This is a genomic window from Streptomyces sp. NBC_01298 (genome assembly GCF_035978755.1).
Classification (GTDB): Bacteria; Actinomycetota; Actinomycetes; order Streptomycetales; family Streptomycetaceae; genus Streptomyces.
The window spans coordinates 21628-41623 of sequence record NZ_CP108416.1 but is presented as its reverse complement, the minus strand read 5'-3'; the positions used below and the strand labels follow the sequence as shown (position 1 = coordinate 41623).

Sequence of the window (19996 nt, the reverse complement as noted above, 5' to 3'; positions counted from 1 at the left end):
GTGATCAGGAGACGGTCACCCGCGCCGTCGTCGTTTCCGGCACGCGCGCTCCCCGGCCGACGCGGCGGGGTTCCCCACACCTTCTTCCCCTTACGGCTTCCGGCGCCGGCGCCGGACCATTCACGGAGGCACGATGAGCCGTACGCCATGGCGCCGAAACGTGCCCCGGGCGGAATCCATCACCCGGGTGCGCACCGGCCTGACGCAGGACGTGCGGGGCCGCGAGCGCCGCTACATCGCGGCGATGCTGGTGCGCAGTGTCTGCGTGCTGCTGATGGCCGCCACTTGGAACCGATGGCCCGTGCTCGCCGTGTGCGCCCTGGTCGGCGGAGTCGTCATACCGTACGTGGCCGTGGTGGCCGCCCAGGCGGGATGGACCCAGCAGCGGGGTCTGCGGCCCACGCTGGTGAGGGTCGCCGAAGACCCGACCGCTCACACCGCCCAGGCCGCGCGCGTTCCGCTCGAACCCACCCTGATCCTGCCGCCGGAGGGGAACCCGGCCGGCTGATCCCGACCGGACGCGCTCGGTTCTGCGGCTGCCCGGAATGCCGAGAAGACCCTGCCGAGGCTTCGACAGGGTCCAGGGGAAGGGCACCGGGCGGGGCCCGCCGGGTGTGGTCCGGGGTGCGCGTCCGCCCGGCGGCTCAGTGACCGGCCTTCTGCGGCGTCAGGTCCCGCCAGGGACGGCAGAGCGCCGCGAAACAGACGAGCGCGGCCACCGCGCTGCCCAGCTGGACGGCGGTCATGGGCGCCGCCGAGCTCTTGCCCCCCACCCCGACGAGCAGGGAGGCGATCGCCCCCACGGCGTAGCACGAGGTGCCGAGCAGTGCCGAAGCGGAACCGGCGGCATGCGGCGAGCGCATCAGGGCGAGCGCATTCGTGTTGGGGAGGATCAGGCCCAACGCGGGTGTGAGGACGAAGAGGCCGACCGCGATCGGAACCAGGCCCACGGTGCCGAAGACGCCCCCCGCCATCATCAGCAGCGCCACGCCGGCGAGGACGACCACGACGAGCCCGAGCCCGAGCGCCCTTTCGAGGCGGACCCTGCCGACGAGGATCTTGCCGTTGATCTGGCCGACGATCAGAAGGCCGAGCGCGTTGATGGCGAAGATCAAGGAAAACGTCTGCGGGGAGGCCCCGTACACCTCCTGGATCACGAAGGGGGAAGCGGCGATGTACGCGAACAGCGTGCCGAATATGAAGCCGTTCGTCAGGACGTAGCCGGTGAAGACGCGATCGGCGAAAAGCCCGCGCATCACCCACAGCGCGGCGCGCACACCACCGGTCTGCCGTCGCTCGGGGACGAGGGTTTCCGGCAGCCGGCGCCAGACCAGCAGGGTGAGGGCGGCGCCGATCACGGTGAGGACGACGAAGATGCCCCGCCAGTCGGTGACCCGCAGCACCTGGCCGCCGATGATGGGCGCGATGATCGGGGCAAGACTCGACACCAGGAGCAGGGTGGAGAAGAACCGGGCCATCTCCAGACCGTCGTACATGTCCCGTACGACGGCCCGCGCGATGACGATCCCGGCCGCGATCGTCACGCCCTGCAGCAGCCGGAAGGCGATCAGCACCTCGGCGGTGGGCGCCAGGGCGCAGATCGCGGTGGCGAAGACGTAGGCGACCAGGCCGATCAGGAGTGGTCTGCGCCGCCCCAGCCGGTCGCTCATCGGGCCGACCACGATCTGGCCGAGCGCCATGCCGGTGAGGCACGTGGTCAGGGTCACCTGGATCGTGCTGGCGGACGAGTCGAGGCCGCGGGTGACCTCGGGGAGGGCCGGGAGGTACATGTCCATCGACAGGGGTGGCACTGCGGCGAGTGCGCCGAGGATGAAGGTGACAAGGAGCCCTGTCTTGCGCGGAGCCGGGGCTCCGTCGGCCGGTGCGTGGCTGTCCGGTACCAGCCGTGTCGCCGCTCGGACCCGCTCACTTTCCGGGGTGGATTCCCCGGCGCGCTGTGACATTTGGTCCCTCCACGTGTAGTTGCACTACGTCAGTCATCGATGGTGTCAGTGGGCCCCTACAGAACTGGTGGGGAGCGGCTGGCGCATCGATCCTGCCGTCGCGGTACGTCGGCGGGCGGACAGTAGGGTGCGGTGGATCCGGACCGGTGGGCCAGAGGTGGCCCTCGTAGCCGGGCTGCCCAACTCTTCGCCCCACACCCACAGTTGGCGTGACCTACATCACTTTGGGCTGGCCTTGGCGCCCCGCCGGTATCCGTGTCACTATTTGGGCACGCCTTCCATGCCCAAAAGCCGCCACGCGGCATGGGCGTGAGCGCCGAATCCACCGGCCTGTACAGGCGATACCCGAGTCCGTTCTGCTTGAGCGGCGCCGCCCCGACTGCCCGCGGGGCGCCCGAGAGGCTTCAAGCCCCGGACGTCGGCGAAGACCCGCGGGCACCCCGGCCTGATGTGCAGCCGGTCCTGCCCGGATCTGCGTACGCCGTGTCCGTGCGTCAGCCGCCGTCCCGCCCAAGTGGCCCGTTCCCCCGCCGGCCCGACCGACAGCACGCAGTCGGTCGGGCCGGTGCGCGTCGTGCCCCACACAAGCTGCTCGCAGCCGTCGCCGTGCTGCACGAATGCGCCCGGCGGGTCCCCGGAACCGCTCGCCTCCGCTCACGCGGGGCCGCACCGGGGATGTGCGAACGACTCTTCACGTGCAGAAGGCAGACTCTAGAGAAAGTAGACCAAGATATGCCCAGGCTCTGCAAGCCCGCGGTGAATGCTCCGGAACACATCATCACGATGGAAGAGACTCTGGAGTTCGCCGAACGAGCTCATGCCGGGAAGCCGCAGCTTCCCCTGGCGCTTCGGCTGATCCGGAACACGGGAGTGAAGAAGCGGCACCTCGTGCAGCCCATCGAGCAGACCCTCAGCCACCCGGGTCTGACCGAGCGCAACCGGATCTACGAGGTCGAGTCGAAGAAGCGGGTGCCCGCGGTCGTCGAAGAGGCCCTCAAGAACGCCGACTTGGCGGCGCGCGAGGTCGACGCGATCATCTACGTGTCCTGCACCGGGTTCCTCATGCCGTCGCTGACCGCGTGGCTGATCAACCGGATGGGATTCCGGTCCGACACGGTCCAGATCCCGATCGCACAGCTCGGCTGCGCCGCGGGTGGCGCGGCGGTCAACCGCGCCTACGACTACAGCCTGGCCCACCCCGGAGCCAACGTGCTGATCGTGGCCGCCGAGTTCTGCTCCCTGTGCTACCAGCCCGACATGGACGACATCGGTTCGCTGCTGTCCGACGGACTCTTCGGCGACGCGGTCGCCGCCGCCGTCGTGCGCGGCCACGGCGGTGTCGGCATCGAGCTGGAGCGCAACGCCTCCTACCTCATTCCCAACACCGAGGACTGGATCTCGTACTCCGTCCGCGACACCGGCTTCCACTTCCAGCTGGACCGACGGGTGCCCGGCACGATGGAGCCGCTGGCCCCGGTCCTGCGCCAGTTCGCCGGCGAGCACGGCTGGGACGCCGGCAGCCTCGACTTCTACATCGTCCACGCCGGCGGCCCGCGCATCCTTGACGACCTCGCCAAGTTCCTCGAGGTCGACCGCAAGGTGTTCCGCCACAGCTGGGCGACCCTCAGCGAGTACGGCAACATCGCCAGCGCCGTCGTGTTCGACGCTGCGCGCCGCCTCTTCGAGGAGGACCCGCCGGCCATCGACGCCAAGGGCCTGATCGCGGGCTTCGGCCCGGGCATCACGGCCGAGATGGCGCTGGGGCGGTGGGCCGTCGGCTCTCCCGACGAAATCGAGTGAGGCCCAAGGGGTGCTCAGGCACCCTCGATATCGAAGAGTTCACGCGGACAAGGAAGCGATTCGCATGAGTGGCCTCATCCTGCCCCCGGGGCAGGGACGCAAGCTGATCACCAAAGCGCAGGAGGTGACCTTCAAGGCCACCAAGGCGGACGGGTCGGACGTGTCGATCTTCGAGGTGATCGTGCCGCCCGGTTTCGACGTGGGCGCGCACGTCCACGCGGATTCCCAGGAGTTCTTCTACGTCCTGGAGGGCGAGCTGGAGGTCATGGCCTTCGAGCCGGCCCTGCGCACGGAGGACTCCTGGCACGACTGGGAGTCCCCCGAGGGCGACCAGGCCGTCCGGGCGACCGAGGGCGCCTGCATGTTCGTTCCGCCCGGGACTCCCCACGCGTTCCGGAACGCCTCGGACAAGCCGGCGCGCATGCTGTTCCAGTGCCTCCCGTCGCCGTACCACGAGACGTACTTCGAGGAGATCGCGGAGATCTGGGCAGCGGGCGGGATCGTGGATCCGCAGGCCATCGAGGAGCTTCGCAGGCGTTACGACGTCAATCAGCTCACGCCGTTGCGCTACGACCCGCCCACCCTCCATCCCCAGTCGGAAACCAAGCGCGGAGCGTAAACGCAGATGAGCAGGATAGACACGATTCCCCTGGTTCACGCGAGCCTGGGAGAGCGGGAACTGGCGGCGGTCGCCGAGGTGTTCGCCTCGGGCTGGCCGGCCGGCCAGGGCCCGAAGGGCAAGCAGCTCGAGACCCTGCTGGCCCAGCGCTACGGGGCCGGCGACGCGGTCGCCGTGAGCAACGCGGGTGCCGCACTGCACCTGGCCATGCTCTCGCTCGGTGTGAAGCCGGGCGATGAGGTGATCGTGGCCGACTACACCTTCCCGGCGCCCGCCCACGCGGTGCGCTACGTAGGAGCGACCCCGGTCTGCGCCGACGTCCGCGCCGACACCGGCACCGTGGACCCGAAGGCGGTGGAGGCCCTCGTCGGTCCGCGCACCGTGGGCATGATCGTGGTCGACACGCTGGGCATTCCCGCGGACTACGCGGAACTCCAGGCGATCGCGGACCGCCACGGGCTGTTCATCGTCGAGGACGCGGCCTGCGCGGTCGGTGCGACGTACCAGGGGCGCGAGGCCGGTTCGCTGGCCGAAGTGGCCGTCCTCTCCTTCCACGGTCGCAAGGGCGCCACGAGCGGTGAGGGCGGGGCCCTGATCACCGCGGACCCGGCGATCGGCAAGGACGCGCGCATGCGCGCGTCCTTCGGCATCGGCAGCATCTTCGACATGTCCCAGGTCGTCGGCCTGCCGGTCGCCGAGTTCACCGAGGTCGGCTACAACTTCAAACTGTCGGACATCGCCGCGGCGATCCTGCAGGTCCAGCTGGGGCGGATCCCCGAGCTGCTGGAGCGGCGCAACGCCGTCGCGGCACGCTACGCCGAGCACTTCGCCGACGAGGAGCTCCTCGCGGTGCCGTTCGTCCCCGAGGACCGCACCCACGCCTGGCAGTCCTACATCGTGACGCTCGATGCCGGCGTGGACCGTGCGGGGGTGGCCACGGACCTGCGCGCCCAGGGCATCGGATGCGGCCACGGCGCATGGGCGACGCACGTGCAGCCCGTGTTCCGGACCGACCAGACGTGCCCGGTGTCGCTGGACCTCTTCCAGCGCAACCTCGCCATCCCCATGCACGCCGAGCTGACCATGGACCAGGTCGACCAGGTCGCGGCAGTGCTCCGTACGGCGGTCCGGGCCCACTCGAAGTCCGGCCGGCGTGCCGCATAGCGCACGGCTGCGTCAGCCGCCCGGCCGGACGCAGCACCCCGCGTAACGCGGCAGGCCCGTCCTGACCGCGTACGCGGGTGAGCCTTCGCAGGTCGTCATCGTCAACGTTCCGCGTCGTGCGTCCCCCCGCCTCGCAACGCGCCCCCAGAAGGAGACAGTCCCCATGAAGGGCTCTACGGCCTACAAATCGATACAGAAGCGCGGCCTTCACATCGGTCTTCTGCCGGAGATGGCCGCGGCCGTGAACGGGGGGACGCCGATCACCCTGGACCACGACCTGGACGTCCTGCCCGAGGTGGGACGTCGTCTGACGGTGGCCGAGTACGCCGGGCACGTGGACGACCTGGCGGGCCGCCTGTGGGCGGCCGGTGTCCGGCCCGACGAGCACGTCGTGCTCTACAAGACGGCCAACGCCGACCACTGGATGCTCGCCGCCGCGGTGTCGCGCATCGGCGCGATCGTGGTGAACCTGTCACCGGCCCTGGACCCCGCGACCGTGGGCGTCCTGCTCCAGCGGGTGGGAAAGCCGACCCTGCTCACCGACGGGGTCAAGTTCGACGTCCTCGCCGAGCTCCCGCTGTCGGACCTCACCCAGCGGGTGATCACCTCGGCCGGCGACCGTCCGGGGACCGTCTCGCTGGCCGAGCTCGCCGGATCGCCGCGGGTCAAGCCGGTGGTCCGGCCGATCGACGCGGCCGCCGTGATCACCCACACCTCGGGCACCACCGGCATCCCCAAGCTCGTGGTGCACACCGCCCGCACCCAGGGCATCCGCCTCGTACCTCAGTGGCGACTGCTCTCCCTGATGCGCAAGAAGGAGACCGTCGCGATCCACGTGCCCTTCGTGCACTCGCGGATGGTCGCGGCGATGTCCCTGGCACTCCTCAAGGAGTACCCGGTCCTGCTCATGCGGGAGACGGCTCCCGCCGACGTCGCCGAGCAGTTCATCAAGCACCGGCCGGCGTTCATCGAGGCGCTCCCCAACTCGTTCATGGAGTGGGAGGGGCTCGCCGATGACCCCCGCGCGCCCTTCGGGTCGGTGAAGGTCTTCAGCAGCACGTTCGACGCGATCCACCCCGGGACGATGAGCACGCTGCTCAAGGCGTCCTACCGGCGGGGGGCCCTGTTCTTCCAGATCTACGGGCAGAGCGAGGTCGGTCCGGCCGTCGGCCGCGCCTACTTCCGCAACTCCGCACACAAGGCGAACGGGCGCTGCGTCGGCTGGGCCATGCCCAACGGCGCTGCGAGGATCCGCGTGGTGAGCCGCGACGGGAAGACCCCGTCCGAGACGAACCCCGGCCGCATCGAGGTCGCGTGGGACGGTCTGGCGAAGACCTACTTCGGCGAACAGGACCGCTACGACAGCAACCGCCAGGGCGAATGGTGGGGAACCGGCGACGTCGGCTACCGCACCAAGTTCGGCTGCCTGCACATGCTCGACCGGGAGATCGACATGATCCCCGGGGTGCGCAGCTCCCTGGAGGTCGAAGACGTCGTGCTCAGCAAGCTCGCCGAGCTGAGCGAGCTGGTCCTGGTGCAGGGCCCGAACTCCGAGGCGATCCCGGTCATCTGCACCGTCGACGACAAGCCCCTGGACCGGGACCGCTGGCGCGCTGCCGTCACCGCGTTCCCCCAGCTCGCCGACCCCGTCCAGATCCCGCAGGCCGAACTGCCCCGGACCGCGACGCTGAAGGTACAGCGCGTCGCACTGGCCCGCCGGTTCGAGCAGAAGGCGGGAGATCACGCGTGACCCGTCACCAGCTCGCCCAAGGAGATACGCAGTGACTACCGAAGTGACCTCCTGGCCGGCTGCCGGCCAGGAGGCGGGCACCTCAGTGGGCCGCATGACCGATGATCTGCTGGAACGGGTGGAGTCCAAGCTGCGCTCGTTCCTGGCGGCCGAGCGCGAGCTCTACGCCGAGGTCGACGACCGGGCGGTCGCCGCCATCGACGCGCTGACCGATCTGGTGACGGCGGGCGGCAAGCGGATCCGTCCCATGTTCTGCATCACCGGGTACCTCGCCGCCGGCGGCGACCCGGACGACCCGGGGATCGTCGCGGCTGCCGCGGGGCTGGAAATGCTGCACGTCTCGGCCCTCATCCACGACGACGTCCTGGACAACTCCACCCAGCGGCGCGGGCAGCCGACCGTGCACCGGGCCCTTGCGGAACTGCACGAGTCCAGCGGCTGGCGGGGTGAGCACCGGCGGTTCGGCGAGGGTCTGGCGATCCTCATCGGCAACCTCGCGCTCGTCTACTCGGAGCAGCTGGTCTCCCAGGGACCGCGAGAGATGTTCGCCGAGTGGCACAGGCTGCGCTCCGAGGTGAACATCGGTCAGTACCTGGATGTCTCCGCGGCCGCGGAGTTCTCGGTCGACATTCGGCTCTCCCGCCTGATCGCCCTCATCAAATCCGGTCGCTACACCATCCACCGTCCGTTGGTGATGGGAGCGAGCGGGGCGGGCCGGGCCGACCTCGCCGCCGCCTTCGCGGAGTACGGAGAGGCGGTGGGCGAGGCGTTCCAGCTCCGCGACGACCTGCTGGACGCCTTCGGGGACTCCAGGGAGACCGGCAAGCCCACGGGTCTCGACTTCCGGCAGTTCAAGATGACCCTCCTGCTGGGCTGGGCGATGCAGCGGGACGAGCACATCCGCACCCTGATGACGGAGCCCGGGCACACGCCTGAAGAGGTGCGCCGCCGTCTTCAGGACACCGGTGTTCCCCTGGAGGTCGAACGGCACATCGCCCGCCTCGTCGAACAGGCCTGTGCCGCGATCGCGGACGCGCCCCTCGCCCCGGTGTGGCGTGGCGAGTTGGCCGACATGGCCGTGCGCGCCACCTACCGCAACAGCTAGCCGTAGCGTGGTCCAGTGTCGACAGACCGCTTGTGCTGTTTTGGGGTACAGTCGCCGGACGCGGTGCCCGGCCCGCGCCGGTCGTTCCCCGCGCCCCGGCTCCGCGGGACCGTGATCAGGAGCCTGTCATGGAGCACTTAGTGCAGCGGGCCGTCGCCGTGATCCGAGAACGCTTCGCGGAGCCGCTGAGCCTCGAGGATCTCGCACAGAGCGCGATGGTCAGCAAGTACTACTTTCTAAGGGTTTTCACCAGGGTCACCGGGGTCACGCCAGGACGGTTCCTGAGCGCCGTGCGGCTCCAGGAGGCCAAGCGGCTCCTGCTGAGCACCTCACTCAACGTCTCGGACGTCGCGACGCGGGTCGGCTACAGCAGCGCGGGCAGTTTCACCCGCCGTTTCACCGAATCGGTCGGGCTCTCCCCGACGCAGTACCGGAAGCTGTCCCTCGGTTCGGGCTGCGAACCGCTGGAGCCCGCCTTGTGCGAAGTGGTTCCGGCCTCCTCCGTACTGCTGCCCCAGGCACGCTCCACCGGCTCAGTCACCGGGGTGCTGCGCACCTCCGGGGTCAGGCTCTCGACCGTCTATGTCGGAGCCTTCGACGGCGTGATACTCCAGGGCGTCCCCGCGTCCTGGAGCAACGCGTCCGCATCGGGCCGCTTCACGCTGGCCCGGGTTCCCACGGGTACCTGGTACATCCATGCGGTGGCCCTCGGCAGGCCTCCCGGCAGTACCGCCGATGAGGATCCGACTCTTCTCATGGCCACCGTGGGCCCGGTACCGGTGGCGGGCGATACGGGGAAGTCCCTCGACATCACCCTGTCCCCCATGGACTGGACCCGGCCGCCGATCCTCTCCGCACTGACGGGCATCGCCCCGCAGGCGATCGCGGCCTGACCCCACCGGGTCCGATCCAGGACCGTGCGGCCCCTCTGTCGGATTCCCCTCCCCCTCGCCGCCCTGGCCTGCCTGCTCACCACCCACCCGCACCGGGCTCGCAGAGATCATCGGCCAACGGAGACAGAACGCATGAATACGCATCAGACCACTTCTCTTCTCATAGGCCTGGCCGCCATCGTGCTGCTGGCACGCCTGTGCGGCATGCTGGCCCGGAGGCTCGGTCAGCCGGCGGTCGTGGGCGAGGTCGTGGCCGGCATTGCCCTGGGCCCGACCTTGTTCAACGGAGCGCTCTCCGACACCCTGTTCCCGGTCGGCACCAGACCGCTGCTCAGCGCCCTCGCCGCGGTGGGCATCGCGGTCTTCATGTTCATCGTCGGCCTCGAGGTGGACGCCGCGCTGCTCCGTGGCAATGGAAGCCTGGCCGCCACCGTCTCGTTCGGCTCCATCATGGTGCCCTTCGGCCTCGGCATGCTCCTCGCGTTCTTCCTGGCGGACGACTACGGGACCGCCGACACCACGGCGTTCATGCTCTTCATGGGCATAGCCATGGCCATCACGGCCTTCCCGGTGCTGGCCCGCATCCTCACCGACCGGAGGATGACCAACACCACGCTGGGGGCGATGGCGATCGCCTGCGCCGCGATCGGCGACGTCCTTGCCTGGATCCTCCTCGCGGGCGTCGTCGCCTTCAGCGGCCCGTCCGGCTCCGATCAGTGGCGCATGCTCCTGGCCGTCCCGTACCTGCTGGTCATGCTCTTCGTGCTGCGCCCCCTGCTGAACCGCCTCGCGGCCCGCCGGCCCGAACGGCTCCGGCTCACTCCCACGATGTTCGCCTGCGTACTCGCGGGCCTGCTGCTGTCGGCCGCGGCCACGGAATGGGTCGGGCTGCACTACATCTTCGGCGCGTTCCTCTTCGGCGCGATCCTGCCGCGCACCGGCACCGGGCCGCTTCGCGCCCAGGTGCACGACCAGCTCGGGCAGATGACCTCCATCCTGCTGCTGCCGGTGTTCTTCCTGGTCTCCGGTCTCCAGGTCGATCTCTCGAAACTGGACATGGGCGGTCTGGGCGCCCTGGCGCTGATCCTGCTCGTGGCCGTCGGCGGCAAGTTCGCCGGCGCGTTCTTCGCGGCCCGGCTCAACCGGCTGCCGGTCCGGCAGTCCGCCGCACTCGCCACGCTGATGAACACCCGTGGCCTGACCGAGCTGATCGTCCTGAACGTCGGCCTGCAACTGGGCTTCCTCGGGAAGGACCTCTACTCGCTCATGGTCGTCATGGCCGTTGTCACGACCGGTATGACGGGCCCGCTGCTCAACTGGATCCTCGGCCGCCCGAAGACCGGTGACGCGGAGCAGAAGTCCCACGTGCCCGAGTCCGCCACCGGGGCGGCGGCCGTACGCACGACCGTCTGACGTCCCGTCCGGCCCCGGCACCCTCCGCCCCACGCGTCACCTGGACCTCCCCGCGCCCCACACAGCTTCAGAGGAAAGAGGCCGCCGCCCATGAGCACGGATCTCTCGGCCAGACCGAGCCCACAGCAGTTCATCGACCAGCGGCCGATGGGCCGTCGGCAGCGGACCATCGTGACCGTGGGTCTGCTCACGATGGTGGCCGAGGGCATGGACACCACCATCGCCGCCTTCGTCTTCCCCAGGCTCAAGGAGGACTGGGGCATCGACGGCCGGGCCGTGACCGCGACCGTGGGACTGGGCGTCCTGGCGATGATCATCGGCGGCCTGGTCGCCGGCCCCCTGGCCGACCGCTACGGTCGTCGGCTCGTGACCCTCGTGGGCACCGCCACCTTCGGAGTGGGCACGGCCGCCATGGGACTCGCTCCGGGCATCGGCCCGTTCACCGGGCTGCGGATCCTGGCCTGCCTCGGGCTCGGGGCGGTGCTGCCGACCGTGATGGCCCTCGTGGCGGACTGGATGCCCGCCGGGCGCAGGGTCCAGATGGTGGCACTGGCCTTCGCCGGAGTGACGGCCGGCACCATGCTCGGCGGGCTTCTCGCCGCCGTGCTCGTCCCTTCCTTCGGCTGGGAGACCCTGCTGGTGGCGTGCGGGATCGTGCCGCTGCTGCTGATTCCCGCGATCGTGCGGTTCGTGCCGGAGTCCGTCAGTGTCCTGACGGCCCGCAAGCGGCCGCCTCAGGAACTGCGCGCCGCCCTCGAGGCCGTGATCCCGGACGCGGACCTGTCCGGCGTGGACTGGGAGCGCAGTGCGGTGCGCGAGAGTGCGCGGACCGCCCCTCGGGAAATCTTGTCCCGGGGATCGCGGCGCATGACCGTTCTGCTGTGGCTGAGCTTCTGCCTGGGGCAGGGGGTCGCGTTCGTGATCGTCACCTATCTGCCCGAGCTGGCCGAGCACGCGGGTCTCACGGAGTCCAAGGCGGCGGTGTCGGTCGCCGCGTTCGGGTGGGGCGGTCTGGTCGGACAGCTCTCGGTGTCCTTCGTGCTCAAGCGGTTCGACCGCTTCGGGGTCCTCACCGTCCTGTGGGTGCTGACCGCGGCCGGGCTGGCCGCGGCGGCGCTGACGGCCGGGCAGTTCGTCGGGCTTCTCCTGACGGCCTTCCTGCTCGGGCTCTGCCTCCCGGCGGCCACCTCCGTGCTCCAGGCGATCACCGTGGTCGCCTATCCGCCGGCCGCGCGCGCCACTGGTGTGAGCTGGGCAAACAGCGCCGGCAAGGTGGGTCCGCTGGTCGGAGGTGTTCTCGGCGGTCTCATGGTCGACGCCGACTGGTCACTGACCAAGGTGCTCCTCGTCCTCGCCGCGCCGGTTGCCGTCGCGTTCCTGGCCGCGCTGATGCTGCGGGTGCGCGGGCGTGGGCAGCGGGAGGACGCGCACCCCGTCGTGGCCAGTCCGCTCGGCGACCTGGTCTCCGAGCGGGCCTGACCGCGTGGAGCATGGCCGGCACGTTCCCGAGGTGTGGGGACGTGCCGGCGGGCCGCTCCCGGGGACACGCGAAATCCACAAAATTGTCATGCTCACCTCAGTTGTTGGCCGAGCCTGAGCCGATCAATACTCCAGTTACTCTCAAGTGAGAGCTGCTACCATTTCACTATGGCTCTCAAAAATCGCTGGTTGGCGCTGATCGGTCTGACGATCAGCGTCCTCGTCATCGGATTCGATACGACGATCCTGAATGTCGCGCTCCCCACCCTCGCCGCCGAAACCGGCGCCTCCGCGGGTCAGCTGCAGTGGATCATCGACTCGTACGCCGTCGTCTACGCCGCCGCGATGCTCCCCGCGGGCTTCCTCGGCGACCGCTTCGGCCGGCGCAAGATGCTGGTCACCGGACTGGTGATCTTCCTCGGCGGCTCCGTCGTAGGGATGCTCGTGGACAGCCCGGGCGCTCTCATCGGAGCGCGTACGGTCATGGGTCTCGGCGCCGCGCTGATCATGCCGCTCACGCTGTCGACCATCCCGACCCTCTTCAAGGGCGCGGAGCAGACCAAGGCGATCGCGATCATCACCATGGGCGTCTCGATCGGCATGCCGCTCGGACCCCTGCTCAGCGGCTGGCTCCTCGAGAACTTCTGGTGGGGCTCGGTCTTCGCCGTCAACGTCCCGCTGGTGGCCATCGGCATCGCCGCCACCGTCCTGCTGATCCCCGAGACCAAGGACGCGTCGGCTCCCAAGGTCGACATCATCAGCACGCTGCTGGGCATGGCCGGTCTCGGCGCCTTCGTCTACGGCGTCATCGAAGGCCCCGGGAAGGGCTGGGGGGACCCCATCGTCCTCGCCTCGATCGTGGGCGGTCTGCTGATGCTGGCCGGTCTCGTGCTGCGCGAACAGCGACAGCCCCGCCCGATGGTGGACCTGGAGCTGTTGCGCAACCCGTCCTTCCGATGGAACACGATCTTCCTCATCCTGGGCATGTTCGTGTTCATGGGCCTGATGTTCGTCCTGCCGCAGTACCTCCAGGTCATCCAGGGCCACGATGCCCTCGGCACTGGTGTGCGCCTGATGCCGCTCATGGTCGGCATGATCGTCGTCGCCAAGATCGTGCCGCCGCTCACCATCAAGCTCGGTACGCGTCCGCTGGTGGTCGCGGGCCTGCTCATCATGGCTCTGGCGATGTTCCTCGGCAGCACCACGGACACGGGGACCGGCTACGGCTTCACCGTGACGTGGATGATCCTCACCGGCCTCGGCGTGAGCCTCGTGATGGTGCCGGCCCTGGACACCGCCCTCGCCGTACTGCCCAAGGGCAAGGAGGGCACAGGAAGCGGCCTGAACACCACCTTGCGCCAGGTGGGAGGCGCGATCGGTATTGCCCTGCTGGGCAGCGTGCTCAGCGCCGTGTTCACCAACAAGATCGACACCAGCGGGCTGCCGCCGGAGGCGGCCGAGACCGCCAAGGAGTCCGTGGTCGCCGCACAAGCGGTCGCCGCACGGCTCAACCTGCCCCAGCTGGCGGAGTCGGCCCAGTCCGCCTTCGTCAACGGCATGAGCACGGTCCTGCTGGTCTGCGGCATCGCCGGTGTCGCCGCGGCCGCCCTCGCAGCCCTCAAGCTGCCGGACAGCCGTAAGATGAAGGCCGCGGCCGAGCCCGGGGACCAGCCCCTGCTCGAGTCCCTGTCCGGCTCGGTGGACGGTGCGTGACAATGAGTCCTATGCCCTCTCCCGTGACCAGCGCACCGACATCACCGGCGACGACCGTCGCTGAAGCAGGCCTCGGCCTGCGCGAACGCAAGAAGCTGCGTACGCGCCAGGCGATCCGTGAGGCGGCCCGTCGGCTGATCGACGAGCGAGGGTACGACAACACCACCATCGAGCAGATCGCGGCCGCGGCCGAGATCTCGCCGAGCACCGTCTTCCGGTACTTCCCCAGCAAGGAGCACATCGTCCTGACGGACGACTACGCCAACTTCAGCATGGCCTTCCTGCGCGAGCGCCCTGCGCAGGAGCCTCCGCTGGCCGCGCTGAGGGCGGTGGTGACCGAGATGGTGCGCAGGCTCTCCGGGGAGTTCAGCGAGGAGTACCGCTGGCGGCGGGCGCTCGTGCGCCAGGTGCCGGCGATCCGGGCTCTCGTGGGTGAGGAGCAGGACAGGTGGATCGAGTCCGTGAGCGAGGTGTTCGCCGAACGGTCCGGCCTGACGGCGGACAACCTCGAGCTTCGCGTCCTGGTCGGAGCGATGACGGGCGCCTTCCACCAGGTCCTGTGGGGAGACCACCCCGAGGACACCGATCTGGTGGAGATGATCGGACGCGCCCTGTCGGTGCTGGAGCACCCCGCAGCCGTCGGACGCCCGGCCGAGAACGGGCCCGGCGACGTGTGACGCGGTGGATCCGTGCGTGAGACGGCCCCGGTACTCGAAACCTTGAGTTCTAGTGATCGTCGCAACCAGGTGTCGGTGGGCACAAGAAGCTTCGCAAGGAGCGGGAGCGATGCTTGCTGCTCGTGGGCCAAGGGCTGAGCAACCGAGAAGCATGCAAGACCGTCGGCATCAGCGAACGGACCGGCCGGGAGCGGCGCAATGGCCCGTCGGCTCCGACGCGGTTTCGGCCGCCTGTGCGATCAGCGCAGGCGGCCGACTCGTCGCCGTCACGGTGCTCGCGTGAGGCCTCCGGACCACGCAAGACGCTCGGCCGGGAAGCCCCGGCCGAGCGTCTTGCGTGAACTGCCCAGCTTTTTCAGGTGTGGCGGGGACGTCAGTGCTTGACGTTGCCCTCGACCTGGCGCTTCACGAACTCGTGGGCCATGTCGCCGAACTTCCGGCCGAACTCGAGGGAGCGCTCGACCGTCGTGCCGAAGTGGACGCCGGCGTCCACGCGGCTGCGGGCGCACGCCTTGTCGAGGTCGGTGAACGTGTTGAAGTGGATCTTCAGGTCCTTGGCCGGAGCGATGCCCGGCTCGACCAGCATGGAGCCGGCCGCGAAGTCGATCGTCCAGTCGAGTTCGTCGGAGCCGAAGTAGCGCCGGGCCGTCTGCGAGCCCGCGGCGCAGATCGACGTGGAGCCCGAGGGGTACTCGGGGTGGTCGCTGACCGGCAGGTAGCTGGACCACTCGGAGGCGCGGATGTTGGTGACCGTGCCCTTGCCCGGGCCGCCCCAGGCGGTGATGCGGCGGTTGCCGTACACGTGGCGGACCGCGGTGACCGGGCGCACCGCGTCGTACTTGTGCTTCTGGTGCCAGGCGGCGATCAGGGTGTCGAAGGTCGCCAGGATGCTCTGGAGCGTCCAGTGGGCCCACTCGAAGATGTCCATCGCGTTGACCTTGTCGTTGTTGCGCGCGACGACGATGGAGGAGAAGCCGATGCCCCAGAGCTTGTTGTCCATGATCTCGGCGAGCGCCTTGCGCTCGTCGTTGAGGTTGGCGGACGCCTCGATGATCTCGTCCACGGCCCGCTTGTAGGCGCGCGAGTTGGCGCGGTCGGTGTGGTTCGGCGCGGCGAGCTGGTACTTGGAGGGGTCCGAGAAGATGTGGGCCTTGGTCAGCCGGATCTGCGGGGTCACGAAGCTCTGGCCGACGAAGATGCCCATGTCACCCGGGCCGCCACCGACACGACGGCCGTTGTGGGCACCGAGCTGCGGCTGCCAGCGCGAGGCGTCGGTGACCTTGTAGGGAGTGTTCACCGGAACGTAGCCGGTGTAGTCCGCCCACGGCTGCAGGTTGTACTCGCGGCCGCCCTCGTTGCCGAGGACGTTCATGCCGTCGTGGCTCAGGGCCGCCCAGGCGGTCTTGGCGGCCACGTTGCCGATGCCGATCGGGCTGCTCAGGTCCTCCGAGGTGTCCTCGGGGTTCAGACCGAACGCGACCATCAGCTGGCGCAGGCGGCCGATGTTGCGCGGCAGCAGGCGCTTCCAGATGCCGAGCTGGGCGTAGATGGAGGCGATGTTCATGTTGCGGTTGGTGGCGGCCTCGCTGGAGGGCCGGCGCGGGATCTGCGAGTAGATGCCGACCGCGGTCTCGTGGTACGGGGCCAGCGCGTCGAACACCGCCAGGATCGCGGCGCGGTTCGTCCACAGGAAGACGGTCGCGTCCATCGGGCCGATGAAGTCCAGGCTGGGCGAGTACTTGCCGTGCTCGTCCTTGGTGGGCTGGGCCCACTTGATGTAGTTGTCCTTGTCCAGATCGAATTCGATCTTGGGGGGCTCGTCGGTCGTGGCGGCACCGGCCGTGCGGGAGAAGGCCAGCATCGTCAGGGCGGCGGAGCTGCCGCCGACCAGCAGGGACCTGCGGCCCAGCGACGGGGCGGAGTTGAATCCGAGGGTCATGATCGTCTTCCTCTTTATTGGCATGGAAAGGGCCTCCAGAGGCGAGCCTGTGGAGGCCCTTTCGTCAGCAACGGGATGTCGATGGTTCGCCGACGCCTTCCGGCGCGGGCGGTGAGAGCGGAGCGCGGCGGCGGGGCCTGGAAGGACCACCGCCTTCGGGCGACGTCAGTGCTTGACGTTGCCCTCGACCTGGCGCTTCACGAACTCGTGTGCCATGTCGCCGAACTGCTTTCCGAACTCCAGGGAGCGCTCGACCGTCTTGCCGAAGTGGACGCCGGCGTCCACGCGGCTGCGGGCGCACGCCTTGTCGAGGTCGGTGAACGTGTTGAAGTGGATCTTCAGGTCCTTGGCCGGAGCGATGCCCGGCTCGATCAGCGTGGAGCCGGCCGGGAAGTTGATCGTCCAGTCGAGGGCGTCGGAGCCGAAGAAGCGCCGGGCCGTCTGCGAGCCCGCGGCGCAGATGGTCGTGGAGCCCGAGGGGTACTCGGGGTGGTCGCTGACCGGCAGGTAGCTGCGCCATTCGGAGGCGCGGATGTTGGTGACCGTGCCCTTGCCCGGGCCGCCCCAGGCGGTGATCCGGCGGTCGCCGTACACGTGGCGGACCGCGCTGATCGGGCGCACCGCGTCGTACTTGTGCTTCTGGTGCCAGGCGGCGATCAGGGTGTCGAACGTCGCCAGGATGTGCTGGAGCAGCCACTGGGCCCAGCCCTGGACGCCCATCGAATCGTCCTTGTCGTGGTGGCGCGCGACGACGACGGACGAGTAGCCGATGCCCCAGAGCTTGTTGTCCATGATCTCGGCGAGCGCCTTGCGCTCGTCGTTGAGGTTGGCGGACGCCTCGATGATCTCGTCCACCGAGCGCTTGTAGGCGCGGACGTCGGTGTGGTCGCTGTGCGTGGGCGCCGGGAGCTGGTGCCTCGAGGGGTCGGCGAAGATGTGGGCCTTCACCCGCCGGATCTGCGGGGTCACGAAGTGCTGGCTGACGAAGATGCCCATGTCACCCGGGCCGCCACCGACACGACGGCCGTTGTGGGCACCGAGCTGCGGCTGCCAGCGCGAGGGGTTGCTCAGCTTGTAGGGCGTGTTGACGGGCACGTAGCCCGTGTAGTCCGCCCACGGCTGCTGGTTGTACTCGCGGCCGCCCTCGTTGCCGAGGGCGTTCATGCCGTCGTGGCTCAGGGCCGCCCAGGCGGTCTTGGCGGCCACGTTGCCGATGCCGATCGGGCTGCTCAGGTCTTCCGAGGTGTCGTCGGGGTTCAGACCGAACGCGACCATCATCTGCCGGATGGCGCCGATGTCGTTCGGCAGCATCCGCTTCCAGATGCCGAGCTGGGCGTAGATGGTGGCGATGTTCATGTTGCGGTTGGTGGCGGACTCGCTGGAGGGCCGGCGCGGGATCCGCGAGTAGAGGCCGACCGCGGTCTCGTGGTACGGGGCCAGCGCGTCGAACACCGACAGCATCGCCACGCGGCTGGTCCACAGGAAGACGGTCGCGTCCATCGGACCGATGAACGCGAGCCTTGCCGCCGAACCACTGGCGTGGTCCTCGTCGACCTGGGCCCACTTGATGTAGTTGCCCTTGTCCAGGTCGAAATCGATCTTGGGGATCTCGTCGGTCGTGGCTGCACCGGCCGTGCGTGCGAAGGCCAGTGTGGACATGGCCATGGCCGCGGCACTGCCGACCAGCAGCGACCTGCGGCCCAGCGAGGAGCCTGAGACAGAAGTGTGTCCGGACGTCGTCATGACAGTTCCTTGCCTTGGGAGAGGAATGCTGCGCGGGCGTGGCAGGGTGCGGCCGGCCGCGTCGAAACGCGGCGGCGGGCGGGACGCCCGCCGCCGCGGTGGGGAAGGGATCAGCCCTTGACGTTGCCCTTGACGTGGCCCTGGACGAACTCGTGGGCCAGGTCACCGAACTGGCGGCCGAACTCCAGCGAGCGGTTGACCGTGGTCTGGAAGTGGACACCGCCCCACACCCGGCTGTCGGCGCAGATCTGCGCGAACTCGGTCCAGGTGCGGATGTTGATCTCGAGGTCGGCAGCCGGCGTGACGCCCGGCTCCACGATCGAGTTGCCGGCCTTGATGGTGAACTTCCAGCCCAGCTCGTCGGTGCCGAAGTAGCGCCGTGCGGACTGGGCCGAGGCCGCCGCGACCGTGGTGGAGCCCGACGGGTACTCCGAGTGGTCGCTCACGCCGAGGTAGCTGTTCCACTCGTCGGCCTGGATGTCCTTGACCGTGCCCTTGCCCGGGCCGCCCCAGGCGGTGACCTTGGACTTGCCGTAGACGTGGCGGATGGCGGTGACGGGGCGCACGGCGTCGTAGTTGATCTTCTGGTTCCACGCGGCGATGGTCACCTCGAACGTGGCCAGGATGTGCTCCAGCATGTAGTGGATCCAGCCGTGGAAGCCCAGCTCGGCGCTGTGCTTGCGTGCCATGACGATCGCCGAGTGCCCGATGCCCCAGATCTTGTTGTCCATGACCTCGGCGAGCAGCTTCTGACGGTCGGTGAGGTTCGCCGACGCGCTGAGGATCTCGTCCACCGAGCGCTTGTAGGCGCGCGGGTTGGTGTGGTCGATGTGGTTCGGCCGGGGGAGGTGGAAGCGCTCCGGCTTGTCGAAGATGTGAGCCTTCACCTTGCGCAGGTGCGGGGTGACCATGTGCTGGACGGTGTAGATGCCCACGTCACCGTGGCCACCGCCGAGCCGGCGGCCGTTGTGGGGGACGAGCTGCGGCTGCCAGCGCGAGGGGTTCTTCACTTCCCAGGCCGAGTTCACGGGCTTGTAGCCGGTGTAGTCCGACCACGGCTTGGGGTTGTACTTCCGGCCGCCCTCGTGACCGAGGAAGTTCATGCCGTCGTCCTTCAGGCCTTCCCACACGGCCTTGGCCGCGGCGTTGGCGATACCGACCGGGGTGGTCAGGTCCGTCGACTCGTCGTCGGGGTTGAGGCCCATCGAGGTCATCATGGCCCGCGTGTTCGCCATCTTCGACGGCAGCACGCGCTTCCACATCTGGTACGTGGCGTGGATGGCAGCCGTGTTCAGGTTGCGGTTGGTGGCGGAGTCGGACGCCGGCCGGCGGGCGATCTGGGAGTACACGCCCACCGCGGTGTCGTGGTACGGAGCCAGCGCGTCGAAGACCGCGAGGGCGGTGAGGCGGTTGATCCAGAGGAAGACGGTCACGTCCATGGGCCCGAACAGGTCCGCGTTCGGCGACACCCCGGCCATGTCGTCGCTGGGCTGCGCCCACTCCAGGAAGTTGTCGGTGTCTATGTTGAAGGCGGGCCCGGCGGGGGCGGCGCCCGTCGCGGCCGCGGCAGTGCCGGAACCCAGGCCGGTCAGCGCCACGGTGGCGGCACCACCGAGACCGGCGAACATCAGCGACCTGCGGGCAAGACCGGCGACGGGAGAGCTTCCGGACGTCGTCATGAGTGAATTTCCTGTCCTGTTTTGAGTGGGAACGAAAGATCGGTGGTGCGCACGGCTC

General features: G+C 69.1%; 15 protein-coding genes. 11 read left to right on the top strand and 4 right to left on the bottom strand.

Translation table 11 applies throughout. From position 1 onward, the window contains the following. The first annotated feature begins 133 nt into the window (after positions 1-133). Positions 134-508 (top strand): DUF3099 domain-containing protein, encoded by a 375-nt coding sequence (locus OG730_RS42950; protein ID WP_327309916.1) that lies wholly within the window; start codon positions 134-136, stop codon positions 506-508. 136 nt (positions 509-644) lie between these two features. Here OG730_RS42950 and OG730_RS42945 read toward each other — a convergent pair whose 3' ends face one another. Continuing rightward, positions 645-1964: a multidrug effflux MFS transporter gene (locus OG730_RS42945; RefSeq protein ID WP_327309915.1), complete on the bottom strand. Its 1320-nt coding sequence runs from the start codon at positions 1962-1964 to the stop codon at positions 645-647. A gap of 783 nt (positions 1965-2747) precedes the next feature. Between OG730_RS42945 and OG730_RS42940 the strand changes: the two genes are divergently transcribed. The 10 genes from OG730_RS42940 to OG730_RS42895 all read left to right on the top strand — a co-directional run bounded on the left by OG730_RS42940 (position 2748) and on the right by OG730_RS42895 (position 14577). Beyond that, positions 2748-3764: a type III polyketide synthase gene (locus OG730_RS42940; RefSeq protein WP_327309914.1), complete on the top strand. Its 1017-nt coding sequence runs from the start codon at positions 2748-2750 to the stop codon at positions 3762-3764. A gap of 64 nt (positions 3765-3828) precedes the next feature. Further along, positions 3829-4383, top strand: a complete 555-nt coding sequence (locus OG730_RS42935) for a cupin domain-containing protein (RefSeq protein ID WP_327309913.1) — start codon at positions 3829-3831, stop codon at positions 4381-4383. Between the two features lie 15 nt (positions 4384-4398). Next, positions 4399-5547: a DegT/DnrJ/EryC1/StrS family aminotransferase gene (locus OG730_RS42930; protein ID WP_442815249.1), complete on the top strand. Its 1149-nt coding sequence runs from the start codon at positions 4399-4401 to the stop codon at positions 5545-5547. Positions 5548-5710: 163 nt separating this feature from the next. Next, entirely contained in the window at positions 5711-7297 is a 1587-nt protein-coding gene (locus OG730_RS42925; protein WP_327309911.1) for a class I adenylate-forming enzyme family protein, read from the top strand. Positions 7298-7328: 31 nt separating this feature from the next. Continuing rightward, complete coding sequence (locus OG730_RS42920) at positions 7329-8402, top strand: polyprenyl synthetase family protein (RefSeq protein ID WP_327309910.1); 1074 nt, start codon at positions 7329-7331, stop codon at positions 8400-8402. A gap of 128 nt (positions 8403-8530) precedes the next feature. Next, positions 8531-9295: a helix-turn-helix domain-containing protein gene (locus tag OG730_RS42915; RefSeq protein WP_327309909.1), complete on the top strand. Its 765-nt coding sequence runs from the start codon at positions 8531-8533 to the stop codon at positions 9293-9295. Between the two features lie 132 nt (positions 9296-9427). Then, positions 9428-10708 carry a cation:proton antiporter domain-containing protein gene (locus OG730_RS42910; RefSeq protein WP_327309908.1) on the top strand — a complete coding sequence of 427 codons (1281 nt, stop codon included), beginning with the start codon at positions 9428-9430 and terminating at the stop codon, positions 10706-10708. 90 nt (positions 10709-10798) lie between these two features. Continuing rightward, positions 10799-12187, top strand: coding sequence for an MFS transporter (locus OG730_RS42905; RefSeq protein WP_327309907.1), 1389 nt, complete (start codon positions 10799-10801; stop codon positions 12185-12187). 168 nt (positions 12188-12355) lie between these two features. Next, positions 12356-13900, top strand: coding sequence for an MFS transporter (locus OG730_RS42900; RefSeq protein WP_327309906.1), 1545 nt, complete (start codon positions 12356-12358; stop codon positions 13898-13900). A gap of 11 nt (positions 13901-13911) precedes the next feature. Next, complete coding sequence (locus tag OG730_RS42895) at positions 13912-14577, top strand: TetR/AcrR family transcriptional regulator (RefSeq protein ID WP_327309905.1); 666 nt, start codon at positions 13912-13914, stop codon at positions 14575-14577. 373 nt (positions 14578-14950) lie between these two features. Here the strand turns inward: OG730_RS42895 and OG730_RS42890 are convergent, their stop codons facing one another. From OG730_RS42890 to OG730_RS42880, 3 genes are all read right to left on the bottom strand, one after another. Continuing rightward, positions 14951-16516, bottom strand: coding sequence for a DUF6851 domain-containing protein (locus OG730_RS42890; RefSeq protein WP_327309904.1), 1566 nt, complete (start codon positions 16514-16516; stop codon positions 14951-14953). A 165-nt stretch (positions 16517-16681) separates the two neighbouring features. Next, entirely contained in the window at positions 16682-18259 is a 1578-nt protein-coding gene (locus OG730_RS42885) for a DUF6851 domain-containing protein (protein ID WP_327309903.1), read from the bottom strand. A 110-nt stretch (positions 18260-18369) separates the two neighbouring features. Then, a complete protein-coding gene (locus tag OG730_RS42880) occupies positions 18370-19938 on the bottom strand; it encodes a DUF6851 domain-containing protein (RefSeq protein WP_327309902.1) in 1569 nt (522 codons plus the stop codon). Between the last annotated feature and the right edge of the window lie 58 nt (positions 19939-19996).

Bases quoted from the DNA above. Each gene is read 5' to 3' on its own strand.
- OG730_RS42945 (WP_327309915.1), bottom strand. From the start codon at position 1,964: ATGTCACAGCGCGCCGGGGAATCCACCCCGGAAAGTGAGCGGGTCCGA.
- OG730_RS42895 (WP_327309905.1), top strand. From the start codon at position 13,912: ATGCCCTCTCCCGTGACCAGCGCACCGACATCACCGGCGACGACCGTC.
- OG730_RS42900 (WP_327309906.1), top strand. From the start codon at position 12,356: ATGGCTCTCAAAAATCGCTGGTTGGCGCTGATCGGTCTGACGATCAGC.
- OG730_RS42915 (WP_327309909.1), top strand. From the start codon at position 8,531: ATGGAGCACTTAGTGCAGCGGGCCGTCGCCGTGATCCGAGAACGCTTC.
- OG730_RS42885 (WP_327309903.1), bottom strand. From the start codon at position 18,259: ATGACGACGTCCGGACACACTTCTGTCTCAGGCTCCTCGCTGGGCCGC.
- OG730_RS42935 (WP_327309913.1), top strand. From the start codon at position 3,829: ATGAGTGGCCTCATCCTGCCCCCGGGGCAGGGACGCAAGCTGATCACC.
- OG730_RS42910 (WP_327309908.1), top strand. From the start codon at position 9,428: ATGAATACGCATCAGACCACTTCTCTTCTCATAGGCCTGGCCGCCATC.
- OG730_RS42905 (WP_327309907.1), top strand. From the start codon at position 10,799: ATGAGCACGGATCTCTCGGCCAGACCGAGCCCACAGCAGTTCATCGAC.
- OG730_RS42880 (WP_327309902.1), bottom strand. From the start codon at position 19,938: ATGACGACGTCCGGAAGCTCTCCCGTCGCCGGTCTTGCCCGCAGGTCG.
- OG730_RS42925 (WP_327309911.1), top strand. From the start codon at position 5,711: ATGAAGGGCTCTACGGCCTACAAATCGATACAGAAGCGCGGCCTTCAC.
- OG730_RS42890 (WP_327309904.1), bottom strand. From the start codon at position 16,516: ATGACCCTCGGATTCAACTCCGCCCCGTCGCTGGGCCGCAGGTCCCTG.
- OG730_RS42950 (WP_327309916.1), top strand. From the start codon at position 134: ATGAGCCGTACGCCATGGCGCCGAAACGTGCCCCGGGCGGAATCCATC.
- OG730_RS42940 (WP_327309914.1), top strand. From the start codon at position 2,748: ATGGAAGAGACTCTGGAGTTCGCCGAACGAGCTCATGCCGGGAAGCCG.